Here is a 20,151-nt window from a genome sequence, read left to right as displayed (position 1 = left end):
TCAAGCCCGAGCGGCCTCTACCGCCTTGCACGCTGCATCGGTCAAGCCCTCCGCAACGATCATGCGCAGCCCGCTGTCCCGCAACATCGCCATTCCCTCCTCCTTTTTGGTGCCTTCCAGACGCACCACCACCGGCAGGTGGATGCCCACCTCGCTGGCCGCCTGAATGATGCCCTGGGCCAGGAGATCACAGCGGGTGATGCCACCAAAAATATTGACCAGAATGGCCTTTACGCGCTGGTCGGAGAGGATGAGCTTAAAGGCCTGGGTCACCTTGTCGGCAGCGGCACCACCGCCCACGTCCAGGAAATTGGCCGGCTCGCCGCCGTGCAGCTTGATCAGATCCATGGTCGCCATGGCCAGCCCTGCCCCATTGACCATGCAGCCGATATTCCCGTCGAGGGAGATGTAGTTCAGACCAAACTGCCGCGCGGTGATCTCCCGCGGGTCCTGCTGGGTGGAGTCAAAAAGCTCATCGGACTCGGGGTGGCGATAGAGGGCATTGTCATCCATCACCACTTTGGCATCCAACGCGAGAACTTTGCCATCCTGGGTGAGGGCCAACGGATTGATCTCCACCATCTGCGCATCCAGCCGCCGCGCCAATTGGTACATGCCCTGCATGACCTTGACCAACAGCTGCACCGCCGCCGCCGGCAAGCCCCAAGCAAAGCCCAGGTCACGCGCCTGATAAGGCAGGAAGCCGATGCCAGGATCCAGGACAATACGCTGGATAGCCTCGGGGCGTGTTGCCGCCAGCGTTTCGATCTCCATCCCCCCCTCGTCCGAGGCGATGAAGGTCAAGCGCGCCGCAGCCCGGTCCACCAGCAAGGCAAGATAAAACTCCCGCGCGATCTGGCTCGGTTCCTCGATGAGCAAAGCGGCGACATGCTGCCCCTCCGGGCCCGTCTGGGCGGTCACCAGGCGCTTGCCCAACAAGGATTGAGCTGCCGCCTCCACTTCCGCAATGCTATGCACCCGCTGCACGCCACCGGCCTTGCCCCGGCCACCGGCGTGTACCTGCGCCTTCAAGACCCAGTCACCACCACCCAGGGCACGGGCCTGATTGACCGCCTCCTTGACGGAGAACGCCGGTATTCCCTTCGGTACCGGCACCCCTTCCTCGGCCAGCAACCGCTTGGCCTGATATTCGTGCAGATTCAATGGGTCATGCCTCGATGCGACGGCAGAGCGCCGCGGTGAATTCGCTGGTGGACAACCCCGCCTGGCCCTGCAGACTGGCGAGATCGCCAGTCACTTCCCCGGCGGCTATGCAGCCTTCCATTGCCGCAGTGATGGCTTGCGCCGCCTCCAACCAGCCCAGATGTTCGAGGAGCATCACTCCGGAAAGAATCAGGGAACTGGGATTGGCCTTGCCCTGCCCGGCGATGTCTGGTGCGGTACCATGCGTCGCTTCAAAGATGGCGTGGGTATCCGACAGATTGGCGCCGGGCGCCATGCCAATGCCCCCACCTCCGCCGCCAGGGCATCGGAGATGTAGTCGCCGTTGAGGTTCAGAGTGGCAACCACATCATAGTCCTGCGGGCGCAGGAGAATCTGCTGCAGGAAATTGTCGGCGATGACATCCTTGATGGCCAACTTGCCGGCCTGCAACGCCACCTGCTCTGCCGCGGCTGCCGCCGCTTTCCCTTCGGCCTTGGCGATAGCCGCCTTCTGCCGCCCGGTGAACACTTGCTCAGCGAACTCCCGCTCGGCCAAGGCGTAGCCCCAATCGCGGAAGCCGCCTTCAGTGAATTTCATGATGTTTCCCTTGTGCACCAGAGTCACCGACTTCCGCCCATGCTGCAGCGCATAGCTAATGGCACGGCGAATCAGGCGCTCCGAACCCTCCTGCGACACCGGCTTGATGCCAATGGCAGAGCTGTCGGGGAAACGAATCTTCCTGACCCCCATCTCCTGTTGCAGAAAGGCGATGACCTTGGCCACCTCAGGGGTCCCTGCGGCCCACTCGATACCGGCATAGATGTCTTCCGAGTTTTCCCGGAAGATCACCATATCGACATCTTCCGGGCGTTTCATCGGGCTCGGCGTCCCAGCAAAATAACGGACTGGCCGCTGACAGACATAAAGATCGAGATCTTGGCGCAAGGCGACATTGAGACTGCGGATGCCGCCTCCCACCGGCGTTTCCAGCGGACCCTTGATGGCTACATGATAGCGCTGGATGGCGGCCATGGTTTCCTCGGGCAGATACACGCCCGCGCCAAATTTGGCCACGGCCTTTTGTCCCGCATAGAGTTCCTGCCAATGGATGCGACGTTTAGCGCCGTACACCTTGGCCACGGCAGTATCGAGTACCTGCCGCATGGCCGGTGTGACATCGACACCAATCCCATCACCCTCGATGAAGGGGATGATCGGATCCATGGGGACTACCATACTCCCCTTTTCGTAGCGGATCGCCGTACCACTCATGCCGTTTTCTCCAGTTGCTCGCTGGCCCAGGACAAAGCGCCGCCCTTGCGAATCAGCTCGAGATCACGTTCGCTGGCCAACTGTGGTTGTACGGCAATCTCGATGCCCTGACTGAGATCTTGCAGCAGCAACGACTTGCCCAAAGCCAAACCACGGATGTCCAGTGCCAATTCATCTCCCGCCTGCACCTTTTCGTAGTCGGCGGCGTTGACGAAGGTCAGCGGCAGAATGCCGAAGTTGATCAGATTGGCCAGGTGGATGCGCGCGAAGGACTGCACCAGTACCGCCCTCACTCCCAGATAGCGGGGCGCCAGAGCGGCGTGCTCCCGGCTGGAGCCCTGCCCATAGTTGTGTCCGGCGACGATGAAGCCGCCGCCGGAGCGCTTGGCTCGGCTGGGGAAGCTTTCGTCGACCACATGAAACACATATTCCGAAATGGCCGGCAGATTGGAGCGCAGGGGCAGGACCTTGGCCCCCGCAGGCATGATATGATCGGTGGTGATGTCGTCCCCCAGGCGGATGAGCACGGAACCGCGAATTTCCTCAGGAGCCGCCTGGTTCACCGGTAGCTTGGCGATATTGGGGCCACGTAGCACCTCCACCTTCTCTGGCTCGCCCGCGGGTGCCACGATCATACGGTCGTCCACCAGGAACTGCCCGGGCAAATCCACCTGGATGGGCGCCATACCCAGATCGCGCGGGTCGGTGATCACACCGGTCAGGGCGCAGGCAGCGCAGGTCTCGGGGCTGGCAAGGTACACCGAGGCATTCTTGGTGCCGGAACGGCCGTAAAAGTTGCGGTTGAAGGAGCGGATGGAAACGCCCTCGCTGGGCGGTGCGAAGCCCATGCCGATACAGGGACCGCAGGCGGACTCCAGGATACGCGCGCCAGCGCCAATGAAATTGAGCAAGCCGCCATCCCGAGTGACCATCTCCATGACCTGCCGCGAACCGGGCGAGATCCCCAGACTCACCCCTTCCGCAACCACCTTGCCTTGGAGCATGGCCGATACGGTCATCAGATCGGTGTAAGACGAATTGGTACAGGAGCCGATGGCCACCTGCGCCACCGGCGTGCCGGCCACCTCGCGCACGGTCTTCACATTGTCCGGGCTGTGCGGACAAGCAATCAGCGGCTCCAGGGTATCGAGATCGATCTCCAGGACCTCGTCATAGCTGGCGCCGGCATCCGCCACCCACTCCGACCAGTCTACCTCCCGGCCCTGCGCCTTCAGATAAGCGCGGGTGACGTCATCGCTGGGGAAGACGCTGGTGGTGGCCCCCAGTTCGGCACCCATATTGGTGATGGTGGAACGTGCGGGCACCGACAGACTGGCGACTCCCGGACCAAAATACTCGAAGACTTTCCCCACGCCGCCCTTGACGGTCTTGCGGCGCAGCACCTCGAGGATGATGTCCTTGGCGCTGACGAAAGGCTGCAAGCGGCCGCTGAGCTTGACGCCGATCACCTGCGGCATGTTCAGGTTGAAGGCCAGTCCGCCCATGGCCAAGGCAATATCGAGTCCACCAGCGCCAATGGCGAGCATGCCTGCACCACCCGACGTGGGGGTATGCGAATCGGAACCGAGCAGAGTACGCCCCGGCTTGGAGAAGCGTTCCAGGTGCACCTGATGGCAGATACCATTGCCGGGACGGGAAAAGTGGATCCCATATTTGGCGGCAAAACTCTGCAGGAAGCGGTGGTCATCGGCATTCTCGAAGCCCGACTGCAGCATGTTGTGATCGACATAGGATACCGACAACTCGGTGCGCACCTTGGGCAGACCCAGCGCCTCGAACTGAAGGTACGCCATGGTACCCGTGGCGTCTTGAGTCAGGGTCTGGTCGATGCGGATCGAGATGGGACTGCCGGCCTGCAACTCACCACTGACGAGGTGAGCAGCAATGATTTTCTGCGTGACGTTGTGGGCCATAGCGAAACTCCTTTTCGAGGCGGCAATCCATAAGAAAGGATAATGACAAAAGCAGCCGCCTACGCCAAGGGGCAATCACACCCAATCCTGCGCTCGCCGCAGGCGCCGCAAGGTCTCTTCTCGCCCGAGCACCGCCAAAGTCTGATCGAGGGGCGGGGAGACGGCACAACCGGCCACCGCCACCCGCAGCGGCTGGGCCACTTTGCCCAGCTTGCCTTGCGCATGCTCTTGCGCCAAGTCCTGCAAAACCGCATGCACGGCCCCGGCCGTCCAGTCCGGGATCGGGTCCAGCGCGCCCAGCGCCGCCTGCAGCAGTGCCCCCTGGCCGGCGAGATGCTTGCTGCGATCCTTTTCTTCGGCCGATTCTGGCGCGATGTAGAACATCCTTGCGGCAGCGGCCATATCCACCAGGGTCTTCGCACGCTCTTGCAACAGCGGCACGACCTCCGCTAACGCCGGACCAGCGGCGATTGCCGCGTCGTCCAATTCCACCAGATAAGGCCGCAGCTGTCGGGCCAGGTCCCCTGCCGACAAGGTCTGCAGATGCTGGGCATTGAGCCATAGCAGCTTTTCGGGATTGAAAGCCGAGGCCGCCTTGTGCACCTCCTCGATCCGGAAATGCTCGATCATCTCCGCGCGGGTGAAAACTTCCTGATCGCCATGGGACCATCCCAGCCGCACTAGGAAATTGAGCAGGGCGTCCGGGAGAAAACCCTGCTCGCGATACTCCAGCACACTGACCGCACCATGGCGCTTGGACAGCTTCTGTTTGTCCGGCCCGAGAATCATCGGCACATGGGCGTACTGCGGCACACTGGCGCCTAGGGCCCGCAGAATCTGCATCTGCCGCGGGGTATTGTTGAGGTGGTCATCACCGCGGATGACCTGGGTGATACCCATATCCCAATCATCCACAACCACGCAGAAGTTGTAGGTGGGGGTGCCGTCCGAGCGGGCAATGATCAGGTCATCGAGCTCGCTGTTTTGGAACGCCACCCGCCCGTGCACCAGGTCCTCGACCACGGTTTCGCCAGTGTCGGGGCTGCGAAAGCGGATGACCGGAGAGACGCCCGGACGAGCCTCCTGACGATGCCGGCAGCGACCATCATAGCGGGGTTTCTCGCCGCGCGCCCGCTGCTCTTCCCGCATGAGATCCAGTTCTTCCTTGCTGCAGTAGCAATGATAGGCGGTGCCGGCCGCCAGCATCTGCGCCAGCACCTGGCGATAGCGTTCCATCCGCTGTGTCTGATAGAACGGACCTTCGTCCCAATCCAGACCCAACCATTGCATCCCCTCCAGGATGGCGGCGGTGGCTTCGGGCGTCGAGCGTTCGAGGTCCGTGTCCTCGATGCGCAGAATGAACTGACCCTGCTGTTGGCGCGCATGCAACCAGGAGAAGAGCGCAGTGCGCACTCCACCAATGTGCAGATAACCGGTGGGACTGGGGGCGAAACGGGTACGTACGGTCATCAACTCTGCATCCTTTCTTGCTTCTGTACGAGTAGCAGGGCCCATCATATCAGGCTTGCACTCTGCGCCACACTGCGCGCAAAAATCTCCGCACGGTTCCCAGGATCGATAGGAAATTTTGATAGTGCATAATCAGCATTGACGAGCAGCGATGGAGCCCCTAGTATCAGCCGAGAATCTCCCCCTGGGGATCACTCCAGCTTTTTGTTTATATTTGCGAAAAATCTGCAGATTTGGTCAGGGTGCACGGTCGGGGCCTCCTCACCAAAGAAGGAGTAGTATGCGAAAGTCGGTCATCGTCCTATCCACGAGCTGCGCGCTACTGGCGTCACCGCTCGCTTGGGCCAGCAACAGTGCGGCCACCGCACCAGCCAACAACGATCCGTCAGAATCCCTTTCCCAGTTGATCGCCAAGCTGCAAAGCAGCGGTCCAGCCGGGCAAGACCCCAGCACGGATGCGCAGGAAACCGCCCCGGAGACTGTCAGCGACAGCTCGCAGCTTCTGCAGGAATTTCACAACCTACAGCACAGCGACGTGGCGCTACAAAATGCGCAGGAGAGCATCTGGACTGATCTAGTGGACGGTTTCCGCATCAGCGATGTCTCCCGACCGCGGGTAGCCAAGTGGCGTAGTTGGTTCCTGCAGCATCAGGGCAAGCTGGAGGAGATCCTCCACAACTCCCGTCCCTTCTTGTACTACGTGGCCAACGCGGTGCACGAGCGGGGCCTGCCCATGGAGCTGGCGTTGCTGCCAGCCATCGAGAGCGGCTACAACCCGAAGGCATATTCTCCGGCAGCCGCGGCAGGGCTCTGGCAGTTCATTCCCGGCACGGCAAGGAATTTTGGTTTGCAGAACACCCGCTGGGGCGACCCCCGCCTCAGCCTAACGGCCTCCACCAATGCCGCCCTTGATTATCTCTCCTATCTCTACAATTACTTTGGCGGCAACTGGTTGCTTGCCATCGCCGCCTATAATGCCGGTCAGGGGACTGTCTCGGCGGCCATACAGCAGAATGTCGCTGCGGGGGAACCTACCGACTTCTGGGACCTGAACCTGCCGAACCAGACGGAAAACTACGTTGCCGAGCTACTCGGGCTGGCACAAGTGATTCAGAATGCGCAGGCTTACCACATTGCCCTGCCAAGCATCCCCAACACCGCGCATATTGCCTTGGTGAATACACCGCGGCGGGTCAATTTGCAGGTTGCTGCGCAGTTGATGGACGTCTCGGTGACGGAGCTGCAGCGTCTGAACGCCGGCCTCAGTTACGGGGTAGCGCCGGCCGGCTACTCGCTGGTCGTCCCCAAAGACAAAGCGAAAACCCTGCGCACCGCCTTACTGCAGATGCCGGAAATGGAAACTCCGACGCCCGCTCCGGCAGCCACCCCAGCACCAGCCATCGCCGTACAGACTGCCCGGCCTACTCCCGCCGTGCATTACACCTCCGTACGTCCCGGCGAAACCCTGTCCCAGCTTGCCCTCCGGACTGGCGTTTCCGTACGTGATCTCGAGCGCTGGAATCATTTGCGGTCGGGTCGCTTCCTGCAGGTGGGGCAACGACTCGTCATCTATGGCGGCAAGCCCATGGCCGTCGCCAGCGGGTATGCGCCGCGCAGCATCACCGTGCGTCCCGGCGAGAGCCTCTGGCAGCTGGCGCAGCGCGCCGATGTCAGCGTAAGCGCCCTGGCCAGCGCCAACGACATAAGCACGCGCAGCGTCATCCACCCCGGACAGAAGCTGCAGTTGCCTGGCGCTCACTTGCAGGAGGCCACCTATACCGTTGCCCAAAGCGGCGGTAGCATTCGCGTGCGACCCGGCGAAACCCTCTGGCAGATTGCGCAGCGCGCCGGTGTGAGTGTAGCGGCTATTGCCTCCTACAACGGTTTGCACAGCAAGAGCATATTGCATCCCGGACAGGTGCTGCGCCTACCCGCCCGCGGGACGGAGGTGGCTGCGTTGAGTCCACAGCAAGAACGGCTGGCCACTGCGCCCCATGCCACCACCTACGTCGTCCGCCCCGGCGACACCGTCTGGCAGATTGCAGAGCAATTCCATGTTTCACCCCATGCCGTGGTGCAATGGAACCGTTTGGCCTCGGCCAGCGACCTGCAGCCCGGCAAGCATCTAACCATTTTCCTGCGTTGACAGGGACTCTCGGAGCATTCACAGACCATGGGTTTTTTACAGAATAAACAGGCTTTGGTAGTCGGCGTTGCCAACGAGCGCTCCATTTGCTGGGGAATCGCCCAGGCGATGGCGCGGGAGGGGGCAGAAGTCCTGTTGACCTACCAGAGCGAGCGCACCAAAAGCCGGGTGGAAGACCTGGCGGCGCAGATCCAGGCGCCGTCCCCTCTGGCCTTGGATCTGATGGACGAGGCGCAGGTGCGTGCCGTCGTCAACGACCTCCAGCAACGCTGGGGTGGGGTGGACATTGCCATCCATGGCGCTGCCTTCGCACCCAAGGAAGAGCTGTCCGGCAACTACGCCGACGTCACCACCCGCGAGGGCTTCCGCATTGCCCATGAAGTGTCGTCCTACAGCTTTACCGCCATGGCACAGGCCCTGCGCCCCTTGCTGCAAGGACGCCACGGCGCCCTCCTCTCGCTCAGCTATCTGGGCGCCGAACGGGCGATGGCCAATTACAATGTCATGGGACTGGCCAAGGCCAGCCTGGAGGCAGGTGTACGTTATTTGGCGCACGCCCTAGGGCCCGAAGGGATCCGGGTAAACGCCATTTCTGCTGGGCCCATCCGCACCCTGGCAGCCAGCGGCATCAGCGAATTTCGCAGCATCCTCGACCACTATGCCGCGCATGCTCCGCTACGGCGCAACGTGACACAAGAGGAAGTCGGCAATGTCGCCGCCTTCCTCTGCTCGGATCTCGCATCTGGCATTACCGGCGAAATCACCTACGTCGACGCCGGCTACAACATCGTCGGCTTCTAGGCGCGGCGCTTCTCCACCTCCTCCAGCATCGCCTCGAAGGAAGTGGAGAAGGCCTCCAAGCCCTCCTTCTGCAGTTGAGGCGCGACTTGCCCGTCGAGGTCGATCCCGAGGGCAGCGAGATCGGCCAGCGTCTTCTCCACCTCAGCAAGGCCCTGAGACAGGGTATCTGCCAGCTTTCCGTGTTCCCGCAATTTGGCCAGAGTCGCATCGGGCAGGGTATTGATGGTCTCCGGACCCATCAATGGTTCGACATAGAGCAGATCGGAATAGGCCGGATTTTTGGTGCTGGTGCTGGCCCAAAGCAGATACTGTGGCCGCCCGCCTGCCGCCTTGAGGCGAGAAAAGCCTTGGCCGTGAAAGGTCTCCCGATACACCGCGTAGGCCTTCTTGGCCAGTGCCACCGCGGCCTTGCCCCGCAGCCGCAATGCCGCATCCGTGCCGATTGTTTCCAGCTGCTGATCTACCAGGGTATCGACGCGAGACAGGAAAAGGCTGGCTACGGCCTTCACCCGTCCAGCCTCGCCACCAGCGTCGATCCAGGCCGAGAGACCTTCCTGATAGGCAGCGAATACCTGGCGTACGTGCTGCAGGCCAAACATCAACGTCACATTGACGGAAATACCGCGACTGATGAGGGTGCGCAGCGCGGCAATACCAGCGGCGGTCGCCGGCACCTTGATCAGGAGATTTTCGCGCTGGACGATGCCGCGCAAACGCTCCGCCTCGGCAACGGTGGCGGCCTCATCCATGGCCAGTCGCGGGGACTCCTCCCAACTTACCCAACCATCATCGCCTTGGGTGGCGACATGGGTGGCGTGCAGAAGATCGCAGGCCATTTGCAGATCGACCTTGACCATTTCTTCGTAAAGGCGCTCGGCCGACTCTGCCGGACGCAGCAAATCCTCTTGATAATATGGGCTCTCGTGAATGGCCTTCTGGAAAATACTGGGGTTGGAGGTCACTCCGGAAACTCCGTCTTCAGCAATATAACGGGCCAGAATGCCGTCGTGAATCAGAGTACGAGAGAGATTGTCGAGCCATAGACTCTGCCCCAGGCGTGTATGCACTGCACGTAAATCTGCCATTGCCTTTCTCCTTGCGAACCACTCTGCCTACCAGTCTAGTGCAGAAACCGGTGCGACAGCGGATTACGGATGGCCCTGAATCGCCGCGCGACCACCCTCGGCGACGAGCTCTGGCAGACCTTCCCAGTGCTCGCGCCGCGACAGGGCACGCAGCAACATCGGTAGATTCAACCCATAAACCACCCGCACCCAAGGGTTAGCCCAAGTCTCGGGTAGGGCGTTGGCTGGGCTGGCACCGCGGATGTCACAGAGAATCAGCAGCGGACGCTCCGACCCAGCGGCATCGATCAGCTCTTGCAGGCGCGCGCGTAATGACGTGAGATCGTCTCCCGCGGGAGACAGGGCAAATACCGCCGCAGGACGGTCACCATAGATATGCTCGACCACATCCAGCAGCGCCTCGCCAAAACCGGCATGGGTGAGTAAAGCGACCTGCGCCAGGCTCAAGAATACCGCTCCTGAATATCGAGCTCGCGATGCTCGACCAAAATCTCCTGCCCATCACGTGCAAAGGATCTCGCCAAGGATTCGACCATATAGACGCTACGATGTTTGCCACCGGTGCAGCCCAGGGAAATGGTGACATAGTTTCGGTGGTCACGGGCAAAAGGGGGAAGCCACTCCTGCAGAAAGGCCTCCAGACTGCTCCGCGCCCTTTGTACGGCCTCCTGAAGATCAAGGAAATCCCGCACGGCGGTGTCGCGCCCGGTCAAAGACCGCAGTTCGGGCTCGTAATGGGGATTGGGCAAGGCGCGTAGGTCGAAGACAAAATCGGAATCGGCAGGTACCCCGTTGCGGAAAGCAAAAGATTGGAGCAGCACGATCAGGCGCTGAGCCCGTGCCACCTGGGCCCAGGCCTGCACACGTAGCCGCAACGAGTGGCTGTGCACCTGCGAGGTATCCAGCACACGGTCGGCAAGGCGTGCCAAAGGAGCCAGCAGGACGCGCTCACGCGATAACACCTGATGCAGTGCGGCGCCCGGTGCTATCTCTGCCTGGTCACTGAGGGGATGGCGGCGGCGAGTCTCGCTGTACCGGCGTAACAGCGTTTCTTCATCCGCATCGAGAAAGAGTATGCGCGGTTGCAGGCCGCATTCCTGCGGTATCTGCTGTAATGCTTCGGGCAGTGCGTCGAGAAAGGTGCGATTGCGCACATCGATACTCACGGCAACACGCAGGGGAGCCAGCTGGTGGTGCGTCAATTCCTGCAACAAGGAACCCAGGAGGGTGGCAGGCAGATTGTCGACACAGAAATAGCCAAGGTCCTCGAGCGCCTGCAAGACAGTCGTCTTACCGGAACCGGACAGACCCGTAATGATGACAAAATCACCAGCGCCGCTCATAAATTGTGGCCCACAGCGCGGGTTTGTTGATCGAAAAGCGCCACCATATCCATTCCGGCCTCTCGCAGGTACTGCGCTCGTGCCGCCGCTTCTACCAGTACCGCCAGATTGCGTGCAGCACTGACCGGCAAACGCAGGCGTGGAAAGGGCACTCCGAGGATATCCCAGTAGTCCACCTGGCCCTGCAAACGATCGACGTCGGCCAGTTCCATTTCCGTCATGTCACGAATCTCGACCACCAAGCGCAGACGCTTGGAATCGATCACGGAGGCGGCACCAAAGAGGTGGCGGATATTGATGATCCCCAGCCCACGCACCTCCATGAAACCCTGCAGGGCCGCGGGACAATGGCCGGTGATCACCCCCGGCGCTTCGCGAATGCACAGCACACTGTCGTCGGCGATGAGGCGGTGATGGCGACTCACCAGCTCCAGGGCCAGCTCGGACTTGCCGATTCCGGCCTCCCCCTGAAGGAGGATCCCCACCCCGAGCACGTCAACCAACACCCCGTGCAGCAGACAGCGCGGCGCCAACTCGCGTTGCAGATATTGCTGCACACGCACCAAGATTCGCCGCGCAGGAAGCGCCGAGACGAGGATACCCACGCCTTGGTCCATCAAGCTCGCCAGCCAATCCGACGCTGGCTGTACCCCTTCCGTAAGAATGAGGACGCGCAATGTCCTCACCAGATAGATCTGCTCGGGATGACTCTGCAGGTAGTCCAGTTCTGCCTGCCCCAAGATCTGCACCGGGTGCGAGCGAATGAAACTGAGAAAACCCACCAGCGCCGCACCATCACTACTATGCTGCGGGTCGACTCGCAGCACTGTTTGCGCGGCCGCGTGCAGGATCGTCCAGCCAAGTTCGGCGGCCAGATCGGAAGCCATCTGGGAAAAACTTACGCTGCGCTCCATATCGGCCTACCCTATGCAAACGGCGAGAGCATCGCCACCGACGACTGGGACGCCTCAGGCGACTAGCAGGGCGCGAAAGGCATCCACATCCTGGACTTCGGCAAGCTGCTGCCGCGCGGTTTCCTGCGTTAGACGCGCTGCGATGTGGGAAAGTATCTCTAGGTGCTCCATGGCTTCTCCAGCGGGTACCAGCACGGCCACAAAGATACGCACGCCTGCCGCATCGGGCGCGGCAAATTCCACTGCCCTACGACTGCGCAACGCGGCGACCGCAGCACTGGCGAGATCCGGCAGACGCGCGTGTGGCACCGCCACCCCAAAGCCCAGTGCCGTCGAACCCTGCGTCTCGCGGTCCATCAGGGCATCATAAATTTTTTGCCGAGCAATTCCCGTGCTCTCACTGAGCCTCTCGGCTAAGGCCTGCAGGACCTCCGTCATACTCGCGGCTGGACTGTCGAGAAGAATAGCCTTTGCGGGGAGCGGCAAAGCAGCCATGGTCATTCGCTTTCTGTGGCAAGGACTGCGGCTACCGGACTGCTCCGGTGGCGCTGCAGCCTTTCCTTGTACTGACGCACCTGACCGTCGATCTTGTCGGCCAGTTGGTCGATGGCGGCGTACATGTCGGCATCGCGCGCCTCGGCGTGAAAATCGTGTCCGGGAGCACTGACCGTAATCTCCGCCACGCTGGAGAGTTTCTCGTGGGCGAGAAACTTCAACACGACCCGTCCATCGATGACGCGATCGAAATAGTGGTCAAGGCGTCCGAGTTTTTCGTGCACGCGGTTCTTGATGGCCTCGGTGAGGTCCAGGTGTTGCCCGGTGATGTGTATTTGCATGGCAAGCTCCTAGCTTTCGTTTCCGTTTTGGGAGTCCGTCACTGCTTTACCGCTCCTTTGTCAGTGTAGCGCCTTGGACTCCATTACAAAAGCGGGCAGAGGCGCTATCTACAGGCGGCGGCGCTGGCCGGCTGGCGGGATGTTGGCGGCCTCGCGGTACTTGGCGACCGTACGACGGGCAATCTGGATGCCCTGCTCGGCAAGTATCTTGGCGATTTCCGCATCGCTGAGAGGATGCCGACTATCCTCCGCCTGAACCATTTTGAGAATGACGGCGCGGATGGCGGTGGCAGATGCCGCCCCACCCTGATCCGTACCGACATGACTGGAGAAAAAATATTTGAATTCGAACAAGCCGCGCGGGGTGGTCATGAACTTTTGATTGGTCACCCGGGAGATCGTCGATTCATGCATCTCCACAGCCTCGGCAATATCGCGCAGAACCATGGGACGCATTGCCTCCGGTCCGTGCAGGAAAAAGTCCTTCTGCTGTTCAACGATCGCCGTAGCTACCCTCAGGATGGTTTCTTGCCGGCTTTGCAGACTTTTGATGAACCAGCGCGCCTCATTGAGCTGATCCTGGATGTATCGGTGCGCGGCGTCCTTGCCACCGGACAGGTCAGCGTAATGACGATTGATGCGCAGCCGCGGCATCGCCTCGGCGTTCAGTTCCACTCGCAGCCGTTTGCCTACCCAACGCACGATGACATCGGGAATGACATATTCCGAGGCTCCGGCACCAATTTCGCTGCCGGGTTTGGGATTGAGGGCAGCAATCAGGGCGACGGCAGCGCGCAAATCCTCCTCGCGCGCATCCAGAGCCTGCGCCAGACGGACATAGTCATGCTTGGCCAAAAGCTCGAGCTGCTCATCGACGATGCGGCGGGCGAGCAGCAGGGCATCATCTTCTTCCTCGATCTGCTGCAACTGCAAGGAGAGGCACTCTGCCAGACTGCGGGCAGCGATCCCTGGCGGATCAAAATCCTGGATCTGTCGCAGAATCGCTTCCAGCTCCGCCACAGGTCGACCAGAGGTCTCCGCCAACTCAGTCAATTCCGCCCCCAGATAGCCGGTATCGTCGATGGCATCGATGATCAACTCGGCCAGATTGCGATCATCACTCTGGAAAAAGGTGAGGTCAGCCTGCCAGCGAAGGTAGTCCTGCAGGCTTTGTTCGCGGCTGTTGCGCGCCTCGAAATCGGGCAGATCCTCCTCATTGGCCGTCGCGCTTCCGGAGGCGCTGCTGCCCATATCGAACACATCTTCCCACTGGCTGTCGACAGGCAGCTCCTCGGGCAGGCTGGTCTCCGCCGCGAGATCGAGCTGACGCTCCTCCGGCGCTGGAGATGAAGCATCGCTCGCCGCCAGCTCCACGCCTTCCTCTTCATCGAGGAGCGGGTTGCTGTCGAGCATCATCTGCACTTCCTGCTGCAGGTCCAGGGTCGACAATTGCAGAAGGCGAATCGCCTGCTGCAATTGTGGAGTCATGGCCAGATGTTGGCCGAGTTTGAGTTCGAGTCCTTGTTTCATGATTCAGATCTTGAACTGCTCTCCTAAATAGACTTCGCGCACCGCAGGGTTGTCGATGAGGTCTTGCGGGCCGCCCGAGGCCAGCACCTGACCATCATGCAGGATATAGGCGCGCTGGCAAATACCCAAGGTTTCACGCACGTTGTGATCGGTGATGAGGACGCCAATACCGCGCTCACTCAGGCCGGAAATCAACTGCTGAATCTCGATCACCGAGATGGGATCGATGCCGGCGAAGGGTTCATCGAGCAGGACGAAGCGCGGGCTCATGGCCAGGGTGCGGGCGATTTCCACCCGCCGCCGCTCACCTCCCGAGAGGCTTTGTCCGCGGGTGTTGCGCAGATTTTGCAGATGCAGTTCGGCGAGCAGCTGCTCCAGACGCGCCTGCCGTTCTTCGCTGCTGAGAGGCAACTGTTCGAGCACTGCCAGGACATTGTCGGCGGCGCTGAGCTGACGGAATACTGAAGGCTCCTGGGGAAGATAACCAAGCCCCAGTCGTGCGCGCTGATGCATGGGGAGTTTGCTGATATCCTGGCCACTGAGGTAGATCCGGCCACTGTCGGGGCGGATCAAGCCTACCATCATATAGAACGTGGTGGTCTTGCCGGCGCCATTCGGTCCCAAGAGACCCACCACCTCGCCGGCCTTCACCTCCACCGACACCCCGCGCACCACGGTGCGTCGGCGAAAGCGTTTGACCAAGGATTCCGCGCGCAGCTCGGACGTCATGGCTTGGCGCCACCCCTCTTGGCTGGATAGAAGACCGAGCGCACCCGCTGGCCAGGACTTGCCGTCACCGCCGTCTGTTGGCTCTGCAAAAGATAGATGACCTGATTCCCGCTGACCTCGTTTTTCCCCTGCCAAAGGTGGGCGTCGCCGCTGAGGATGATGCGGCCGCTGCCGGGTTCATAGGTCAGCTGCTGGCCATAGCCATGGCGCTCGGCACTGGACATGGTGAAACTCACCGGACTGCCGGTGGCTACCGCTTTCTCTACCTTACCGGCGGCGGCGTGGATGGTGAGCTGTGCCGCGTGGATGACGAGATCCCCTTGCTGCATGACCACATCACCGCTGTAAATGGCCTCCTGCACGGGTTTGTTCTGGCCTTGCAACTGGTCAGCGGAAATGTGGATGGGCCCCTTGCCGAGTCCCGCATCCGGCGCGTTCGCCGCGCTGACCGAAAGCGGAACAAGACAAGACAGAAGAAGGAAGCAACATTTACGGTACATAGGTTCCTCGCACCTGATGCAACAAGCGGAACTGCTCCGTTTTTACCGACGCCCATAGCCCTACCCCTTGCAGGGTACTACGCCCGTGCACTAGAAAGACCGGATCCTGGGTCTCGATCACGCCGCTCTTGGGGTCATAACGCAATCTTTGCGTACGCAGGGTATTATCGGACGCCAAAGTCGCAAGCACCTGTCCCCAGGCCAAAAGCTCCTGATCGCCGTTACGCAGAAGGCCATGCTCGGCCTGCAGGGCAAGGTTCCCCTGACGGCGGAAGCGCTCCACCGAAAGACCGTTGAGAAAAGTCTGATTGCCCTCGGGCAGATGGTAGGCATCCTGTGCATGGGCAAGTAATTGCAGTTGTCCCTGCGCGTCATACTCGCGCAGGACGACATCGCTTGCGGCCTGATCGCCGCGTCGGATGCCACCATGCCAATCCACGGCAACGAACGGAATGGGTTGCTTTGGCCAGGTCAGCCACAACAGTCCTGCGCCCAGCAGGGCGAGAAGCAGGAGTCCGGGCAGGCGCAGGTTCATACCTGACCCAGCGCGCGCGCCACGATGCCGCCCCAATGCCCCTGGGCACGCAGGATTTCCTCGCTCAGTTCGCGCACTGCGCCCATGCCACCTGGGCGTTGCGCGACCCAGTGCGCGCGCACCAGGACTTCGGGGTGCGCATCAGCGGGCGCCGTGGCAAGCCCCACGCGGCCGAGGATACCGAGATCGATCAGATCATCGCCCATGTAAGCGACTTCTTCCTCTTCCCTTTGGGTGGCGAAGAGCAGTTCGGTGTAGGCAACGATCTTGTCGACACTCCCCTGGTACACGCGCTGGATGCCGAGATCACGGGCACGATGGGCGAGGGCCTGGGAATAGCGCGCGGTGATCAGGGCCACCTCGATCCCGCAATCCTGTAGGAGGCGGATGCCATGCCCATCGCGCACATGAAAGCTTTTGCTTTCCCGCCCTTCTGCATCGAAAAGCAGACGGCCATCAGTGAGCACCCCATCGACATCCAGCACCAGCAGACGCACCCGCGCACAGCGTTCGCTGAAATCCATCATGCGACCCCCGCATGTAATAGATCATGCATACTGATGGCGCCCGCCAAGCGATCCTCGTCATCGACGACCAGCAATACCGCCACCCGTTCCGCATCCATCCGCGCCATAGCCTCTGCCGCCAAGGCGTCGGCGCTGATACATAGCGGCTTGGGACGATAGAAATCGGCCATAGGACGACCCCAGAGGTCCTGTTGCTCGCTGAAGGCACGGCGCAAGTCACCATCGGTGAAGATGCCCAAAAGGCGATCCTCGTCATCGACTACCGTCGTCATGCCCATGCCTTTGCCACTCATCTCCAGGATCGCTTCGTGTACCGGGGTAGAGAGCCGGACCCGCGGCAACTGCTCGCCCCGGCGCATCAGGTCTTCCACCCGCAGCAATAGACGCCGTCCCAGGGCGCCACCGGGATGAGAAAGAGCAAAATCATCCGCGGAGAACCCCCGCGCACTGAGCAGGGCCATAGCCAAGGCATCCCCCATCGCGAGACTGGCAGTGGTCGAGGCGGTGGGTGCCAGATTCAGCGGGCAGGCCTCGCGCGCCACGGCACAATCCAGATGCACGTCCGCCCGTCGCGCGAGGGTAGAATCCGCCTTGCCCGTGAGGGCGATCAGCGGCACGCCAATGCGTTTCACCACCGGCAGGATGGCAAGCAGCTCCGCGGTTTCGCCCGAGTTGGACAAGGCGAGGAGCAGATCGGACGCCGTGAGCATGCCAAGGTCGCCATGACTGCCTTCGGCAGGATGGAGAAAGAGGGCGGGACTCCCCGTACTGGCCAGAGTCGCAGCGATCTTCTTGCCAATGATCCCGGATTTGCCCATACCGCTGACGACAATGCGGCCCGGACAGGCGAGCAGCAGACGGCAGGCGGCGACGAAGGCATCGTCGAGGCGCGCTTCCAGGGCCTCCAGCGCCTCCCGCTCCAGACGCAGAGTGTCACGGCCGGTACGCAGCAGGAGCTCGCTGGCGACGGTCGTTTCAGTCATTGGCGCGACTCGCTTCATAGGCAACCCGACACTCGGGATGGGCCGCCATCACCTTGTCGACGTCGGCAAAGCTGCTCTGCTGCAAGAGTTTCCAACATTTCAGATTGACGGCTGCCAGCTCTCGCGGATGCTGACGATACCAGGCCACCGACCCACTCTTCGGGCTACCACTGAGGATCTGCGGGCGATCGGCCCAAAACAGCAAAACGAACAGGGCGATAGCCCCAAGAAAAATGAGCCCATAAATGATCTTCATCGACGCGCAAACCCGTGAACCACATCTCTCACTCGATCTCTTCCCCGTACTGTGCATTCAGAAGCGCTACCAGCCGCTCCTCACGCTGCTGGAGATCGGCAAGCAAATTTCCGGCCAGATTATCCCACAAGCTGTGCAAAGGCACGAGTGCCGCCCCGGCTTCCATTTGTTCCAACTGTTCCGAGACCTTTTCCAGACTCTCCCGCAACTGCAGGCCACTGCTCAGACAGTTCTTGATCTGCTCACGCGGGTGCGGAATCCAGGAACGATCAGCGCTGTAGGAGCGCAATTTTTCGCCACACTCCAGGATGCGCCGCCGCAGCTTACCCAGGGCGCCAATCTTGCTGCTCTTCAGTTCGCCCCACAACGCCAGATCCATCAACGCCAACCAGTGCTCGCGCCACTCTTGCACCTGGGCAGCACTGGGGTGCACCCAGATGGCAACTTCCGCTTCATCAAAGACCACTACGTTCCTCCACAGTGCAGGCGGGCGGCCTGCAAGCGCTCCGGCGTACCTACATCACACCAATACCCTTGCTGAAGATACGCACGGAGAAGATCCATCGCCACCCATTGCCGCAGCCACGGTGCCAGTGGCGCTCGGCCGCTGGCAAAATTCGCCAGCCAGGCAGCGTCGAGAAGGGCAAGACCAGTATAGGTATAGGTCGGCAACCCCGCAGCGGGCGCTGTCACGCGTCCTCGTTCTACGGCAAAATCGCCCTGGGGATGGTGCGCGGGGTTGTCCACCAGAACCAGGCCCGGATCGCCGGCCAGCAACTCCGCCAGGGGATGCTCCGTGCAAATGTCGCCATTGAGCAGAAGAAACGGGGCATTTTCCAAACGCTCACGCAGGGCCACCAGTGCTCCCCCGGTTTCCAGGCGCTGCGCCGTTTCGTCGCTATATTCCAGCGACATGCCTTGCCACTGATGGCCCAGGAAGCGAGGCAACAGGGCTCCCAAGTGCGAGAGATTGATGAAGACCCGTTCCACTCCGGCGGCGGCCAGATGATCCAAGTGGCGGACGATGAGCGGGCGCCCTGCAACGCTCAACAGCGGCTTGGGGAGAAAGTCGGTGCGCGGGCGCAGGCGCTCCCCCCGCCCCGCGGCGAGGATCACGGCCTGCCGCATGGAGACCAACTCTGGAACAAGGGCACGAAGCACCGCCAGGCGTCCTGCCCAGCAAGCAGGTCTTCCACATAGGCCCAAAAGCGCGGCAGAAACTGGAGATACTCCGTTTTTCCGTCCCGGTAGGCGAGACGGCAAAAAATCCCCAGGATTTTCAGATTGCGCTGCAGGGCCAAAACCTCTACCTGCACGCGAAATGCCTCGGCATCCGGGACGACCAATCCGTGGCGCTGCAGCAGGCAGCGATACCGCTCGATCCAGCCAGTGCGCCGTGCACGCCCCCAGTCCCAGTAACGATCCCAGAGCAGAGAGGCGAGATCGTAGGTATACGGCCCGAGCACGGCGTCCTGAAAATCGATCATCACCAGCGTAGCATTCGGCCGCAGCAGTAGATTGCGCGCATGGAAATCGCGGTGCACCCAGATTCTGGGTTGCTGGCAGGCGGCGCTCGTCAGCTGGCGAAACAGGGAGCTCAGCTGTACCTGTTCGGCGTTCGACAAGCAAACCCCGAGATGCCGGCGCAGATACCAGTCGGAGAAGAGCGACAATTCCCGGCTTAGCAGTTCGCTGTCGTAGGCGGGCAAGGGCGGACGGAAGATCCGCTCTTGCGCTGCCACCGCCAAGCCCAGCAGCAGGGGGAATACCCTGGCCATGAGGGCATCCGGCGACTCACCCGCATCCAGCGCGCTCTTGAGGTCACGGAAACCCACATCCTCCTGCAGTAGGAGACGGTGCTGGAGAGAGACTGCAAAGATGCGCGGCACGGGCAAGTCCACCTCGGCAAAACGATGCTGCACACGCAGGAAGGGCAGCAGCTCGTCGGCGTGGGGCACTTGTGCCAGAACCCGCCCTGCGGGTGCCCGCCAGTAGCCGCGTGCGCTGGCGTCGCCAGGGATCGACTGCAGGGTGCCCGGCTCAACGCCATGGGCGCGCAAGAAGCGTTCGGCGGCAGCACTGAGCTGGGGCAGAGCATTGGGAGATTGCGACATACGCGCATTCTG

General features: G+C 61.5%; 21 protein-coding genes and 1 pseudogene. 2 read left to right on the top strand and 20 right to left on the bottom strand.

Translation table 11 applies throughout. The annotated features are described in order from the left end of the window. The 4 genes and pseudogenes from sucC to gltX form a co-directional block, all read right to left on the bottom strand. Entirely contained in the window at positions 1-1,164 is a 1,164-nt protein-coding gene (sucC, locus tag ORD17_RS07370; protein ID WP_308387692.1) for an ADP-forming succinate--CoA ligase subunit beta, read from the bottom strand. Between the two features lie 4 nt (positions 1,165-1,168). Beyond that, a pseudogene (icd, locus tag ORD17_RS07365) lies at positions 1,169-2,436 on the bottom strand (NADP-dependent isocitrate dehydrogenase). After that, positions 2,433-4,370, bottom strand: coding sequence for an aconitate hydratase (locus ORD17_RS07360; protein ID WP_308387691.1), 1,938 nt, complete (start codon positions 4,368-4,370; stop codon positions 2,433-2,435). Before ORD17_RS07360 ends, icd begins: the two are co-directional and overlap by 4 nt. A 75-nt stretch (positions 4,371-4,445) precedes the next feature. Continuing rightward, a complete protein-coding gene (gene gltX / locus ORD17_RS07355; protein ID WP_308387690.1) occupies positions 4,446-5,840 on the bottom strand; it encodes a glutamate--tRNA ligase in 1,395 nt (464 codons plus the stop codon). 280 nt (positions 5,841-6,120) lie between these two features. On the opposite strand from gltX, the gene ORD17_RS07350 reads away from it, so the two are divergent. Together ORD17_RS07350 and ORD17_RS07345 are read left to right on the top strand one after the other, a co-directional pair. Continuing rightward, complete coding sequence (locus ORD17_RS07350) at positions 6,121-7,986, top strand: LysM peptidoglycan-binding domain-containing protein (RefSeq protein ID WP_308387689.1); 1,866 nt, start codon at positions 6,121-6,123, stop codon at positions 7,984-7,986. A gap of 27 nt (positions 7,987-8,013) precedes the next feature. Continuing rightward, positions 8,014-8,787: an enoyl-ACP reductase gene (locus tag ORD17_RS07345; RefSeq protein ID WP_308387688.1), complete on the top strand. Its 774-nt coding sequence runs from the start codon at positions 8,014-8,016 to the stop codon at positions 8,785-8,787. Here the strand turns inward: ORD17_RS07345 and tal are convergent. The 16 genes from tal to ORD17_RS07265 all read right to left on the bottom strand — a co-directional run bounded on the left by tal (position 8,784) and on the right by ORD17_RS07265 (position 20,139). Then, positions 8,784-9,872 (bottom strand): transaldolase, encoded by a 1,089-nt coding sequence (gene tal, locus ORD17_RS07340; protein ID WP_308387687.1) that lies wholly within the window; start codon positions 9,870-9,872, stop codon positions 8,784-8,786. The two genes, ORD17_RS07345 and tal, sit on opposite strands and share 4 nt — an antisense overlap. 63 nt (positions 9,873-9,935) lie before the next feature. Beyond that, a complete protein-coding gene (locus ORD17_RS07335) occupies positions 9,936-10,319 on the bottom strand; it encodes a hypothetical protein (protein ID WP_308387686.1) in 384 nt (127 codons plus the stop codon). Beyond that, the gene (gene rapZ, locus ORD17_RS07330) at positions 10,316-11,215 is read right to left on the bottom strand and encodes an RNase adapter RapZ (RefSeq protein ID WP_308387685.1); all 900 of its coding nucleotides are present in this window, start codon (positions 11,213-11,215) and stop codon (positions 10,316-10,318) included. Before rapZ ends, ORD17_RS07335 begins: the two co-directional genes overlap by 4 nt. After that, entirely contained in the window at positions 11,212-12,129 is a 918-nt protein-coding gene (gene hprK / locus ORD17_RS07325) for an HPr(Ser) kinase/phosphatase (RefSeq protein WP_308387684.1), read from the bottom strand. The genes rapZ and hprK overlap by 4 nt, the downstream gene beginning before the upstream one ends. Positions 12,130-12,183: 54 nt before the next feature. After that, positions 12,184-12,624 (bottom strand): PTS sugar transporter subunit IIA, encoded by a 441-nt coding sequence (locus ORD17_RS07320; protein WP_308387683.1) that lies wholly within the window; start codon positions 12,622-12,624, stop codon positions 12,184-12,186. A 2-nt stretch (positions 12,625-12,626) separates the two neighbouring features. Beyond that, positions 12,627-12,965, bottom strand: coding sequence for a ribosome hibernation-promoting factor, HPF/YfiA family (hpf, locus tag ORD17_RS07315; RefSeq protein ID WP_308387682.1), 339 nt, complete (start codon positions 12,963-12,965; stop codon positions 12,627-12,629). A gap of 108 nt (positions 12,966-13,073) precedes the next feature. Continuing rightward, on the bottom strand, positions 13,074-14,495 hold the full coding sequence (locus ORD17_RS07310) for an RNA polymerase factor sigma-54 (RefSeq protein ID WP_308387680.1): 1,422 nt from the start codon (positions 14,493-14,495) through the stop codon (positions 13,074-13,076). A 3-nt stretch (positions 14,496-14,498) separates the two neighbouring features. Then, positions 14,499-15,224, bottom strand: a complete 726-nt coding sequence (gene lptB, locus ORD17_RS07305; protein ID WP_308387678.1) for an LPS export ABC transporter ATP-binding protein — start codon at positions 15,222-15,224, stop codon at positions 14,499-14,501. After that, positions 15,221-15,724, bottom strand: a complete 504-nt coding sequence (lptA, locus tag ORD17_RS07300) for a lipopolysaccharide transport periplasmic protein LptA (RefSeq protein ID WP_308387676.1) — start codon at positions 15,722-15,724, stop codon at positions 15,221-15,223. Before lptA ends, lptB begins: the two co-directional genes overlap by 4 nt. Further along, positions 15,714-16,259, bottom strand: a complete 546-nt coding sequence (gene lptC, locus ORD17_RS07295) for an LPS export ABC transporter periplasmic protein LptC (RefSeq protein WP_308387675.1) — start codon at positions 16,257-16,259, stop codon at positions 15,714-15,716. The genes lptA and lptC overlap by 11 nt, the downstream gene beginning before the upstream one ends. Beyond that, positions 16,256-16,786, bottom strand: coding sequence for an HAD hydrolase family protein (locus tag ORD17_RS07290; protein ID WP_308387674.1), 531 nt, complete (start codon positions 16,784-16,786; stop codon positions 16,256-16,258). The genes lptC and ORD17_RS07290 overlap by 4 nt, the downstream gene beginning before the upstream one ends. Further along, on the bottom strand, positions 16,783-17,769 hold the full coding sequence (locus ORD17_RS07285; RefSeq protein WP_308387673.1) for a KpsF/GutQ family sugar-phosphate isomerase: 987 nt from the start codon (positions 17,767-17,769) through the stop codon (positions 16,783-16,785). The genes ORD17_RS07290 and ORD17_RS07285 overlap by 4 nt, the downstream gene beginning before the upstream one ends. After that, positions 17,762-18,025: a hypothetical protein gene (locus ORD17_RS07280; RefSeq protein ID WP_308387672.1), complete on the bottom strand. Its 264-nt coding sequence runs from the start codon at positions 18,023-18,025 to the stop codon at positions 17,762-17,764. The genes ORD17_RS07285 and ORD17_RS07280 overlap by 8 nt, the downstream gene beginning before the upstream one ends. A 28-nt stretch (positions 18,026-18,053) precedes the next feature. Further along, on the bottom strand, positions 18,054-18,491 hold the full coding sequence (locus tag ORD17_RS07275; RefSeq protein WP_308387671.1) for a hypothetical protein: 438 nt from the start codon (positions 18,489-18,491) through the stop codon (positions 18,054-18,056). Then, positions 18,491-19,153 carry a nucleotidyltransferase family protein gene (locus tag ORD17_RS07270; protein ID WP_308387670.1) on the bottom strand — a complete coding sequence of 221 codons (663 nt, stop codon included), beginning with the start codon at positions 19,151-19,153 and terminating at the stop codon, positions 18,491-18,493. Before ORD17_RS07270 ends, ORD17_RS07275 begins: the two co-directional genes overlap by 1 nt. After that, positions 19,138-20,139: a phosphotransferase gene (locus ORD17_RS07265; protein WP_308387669.1), complete on the bottom strand. Its 1,002-nt coding sequence runs from the start codon at positions 20,137-20,139 to the stop codon at positions 19,138-19,140. Before ORD17_RS07265 ends, ORD17_RS07270 begins: the two co-directional genes overlap by 16 nt. Between the last annotated feature and the right edge of the window lie 12 nt (positions 20,140-20,151).

This window comes from Acidithiobacillus sp. AMEEHan (genome assembly GCF_030996345.1).
In the GTDB taxonomy this organism is placed as follows: Bacteria; Pseudomonadota; Gammaproteobacteria; order Acidithiobacillales; family Acidithiobacillaceae; genus Igneacidithiobacillus.
Note: the sequence above shows the minus strand (reverse complement) of the source record. Positions and strands in the feature narration are given on the sequence as shown.

Coding starts and splice junctions, on each gene's coding strand:
- ORD17_RS07350 (WP_308387689.1), top strand. CDS start 6,121: ATGCGAAAGTCGGTCATCGTCCTATCCACGAGCTGCGCGCTACTGGCG.
- ORD17_RS07280 (WP_308387672.1), bottom strand. CDS start 18,025: ATGAAGATCATTTATGGGCTCATTTTTCTTGGGGCTATCGCCCTGTTC.
- tal (WP_308387687.1), bottom strand. CDS start 9,872: ATGGCAGATTTACGTGCAGTGCATACACGCCTGGGGCAGAGTCTATGG.
- ORD17_RS07360 (WP_308387691.1), bottom strand. CDS start 4,370: ATGGCCCACAACGTCACGCAGAAAATCATTGCTGCTCACCTCGTCAGT.
- lptA (WP_308387676.1), bottom strand. CDS start 15,724: ATGTACCGTAAATGTTGCTTCCTTCTTCTGTCTTGTCTTGTTCCGCTT.
- ORD17_RS07310 (WP_308387680.1), bottom strand. CDS start 14,495: ATGAAACAAGGACTCGAACTCAAACTCGGCCAACATCTGGCCATGACT.
- hpf (WP_308387682.1), bottom strand. CDS start 12,965: ATGCAAATACACATCACCGGGCAACACCTGGACCTCACCGAGGCCATC.
- rapZ (WP_308387685.1), bottom strand. CDS start 11,215: ATGAGCGGCGCTGGTGATTTTGTCATCATTACGGGTCTGTCCGGTTCC.
- hprK (WP_308387684.1), bottom strand. CDS start 12,129: ATGGAGCGCAGCGTAAGTTTTTCCCAGATGGCTTCCGATCTGGCCGCC.
- ORD17_RS07320 (WP_308387683.1), bottom strand. CDS start 12,624: ATGGCTGCTTTGCCGCTCCCCGCAAAGGCTATTCTTCTCGACAGTCCA.
- ORD17_RS07290 (WP_308387674.1), bottom strand. CDS start 16,786: ATGATGGATTTCAGCGAACGCTGTGCGCGGGTGCGTCTGCTGGTGCTG.
- ORD17_RS07270 (WP_308387670.1), bottom strand. CDS start 19,153: ATGCGGCAGGCCGTGATCCTCGCCGCGGGGCGGGGGGAGCGCCTGCGC.
- gltX (WP_308387690.1), bottom strand. CDS start 5,840: ATGACCGTACGTACCCGTTTCGCCCCCAGTCCCACCGGTTATCTGCAC.
- lptB (WP_308387678.1), bottom strand. CDS start 15,224: ATGACGTCCGAGCTGCGCGCGGAATCCTTGGTCAAACGCTTTCGCCGA.
- lptC (WP_308387675.1), bottom strand. CDS start 16,259: ATGAACCTGCGCCTGCCCGGACTCCTGCTTCTCGCCCTGCTGGGCGCA.
- ORD17_RS07345 (WP_308387688.1), top strand. CDS start 8,014: ATGGGTTTTTTACAGAATAAACAGGCTTTGGTAGTCGGCGTTGCCAAC.
- ORD17_RS07285 (WP_308387673.1), bottom strand. CDS start 17,769: ATGACTGAAACGACCGTCGCCAGCGAGCTCCTGCTGCGTACCGGCCGT.
- ORD17_RS07265 (WP_308387669.1), bottom strand. CDS start 20,139: ATGTCGCAATCTCCCAATGCTCTGCCCCAGCTCAGTGCTGCCGCCGAA.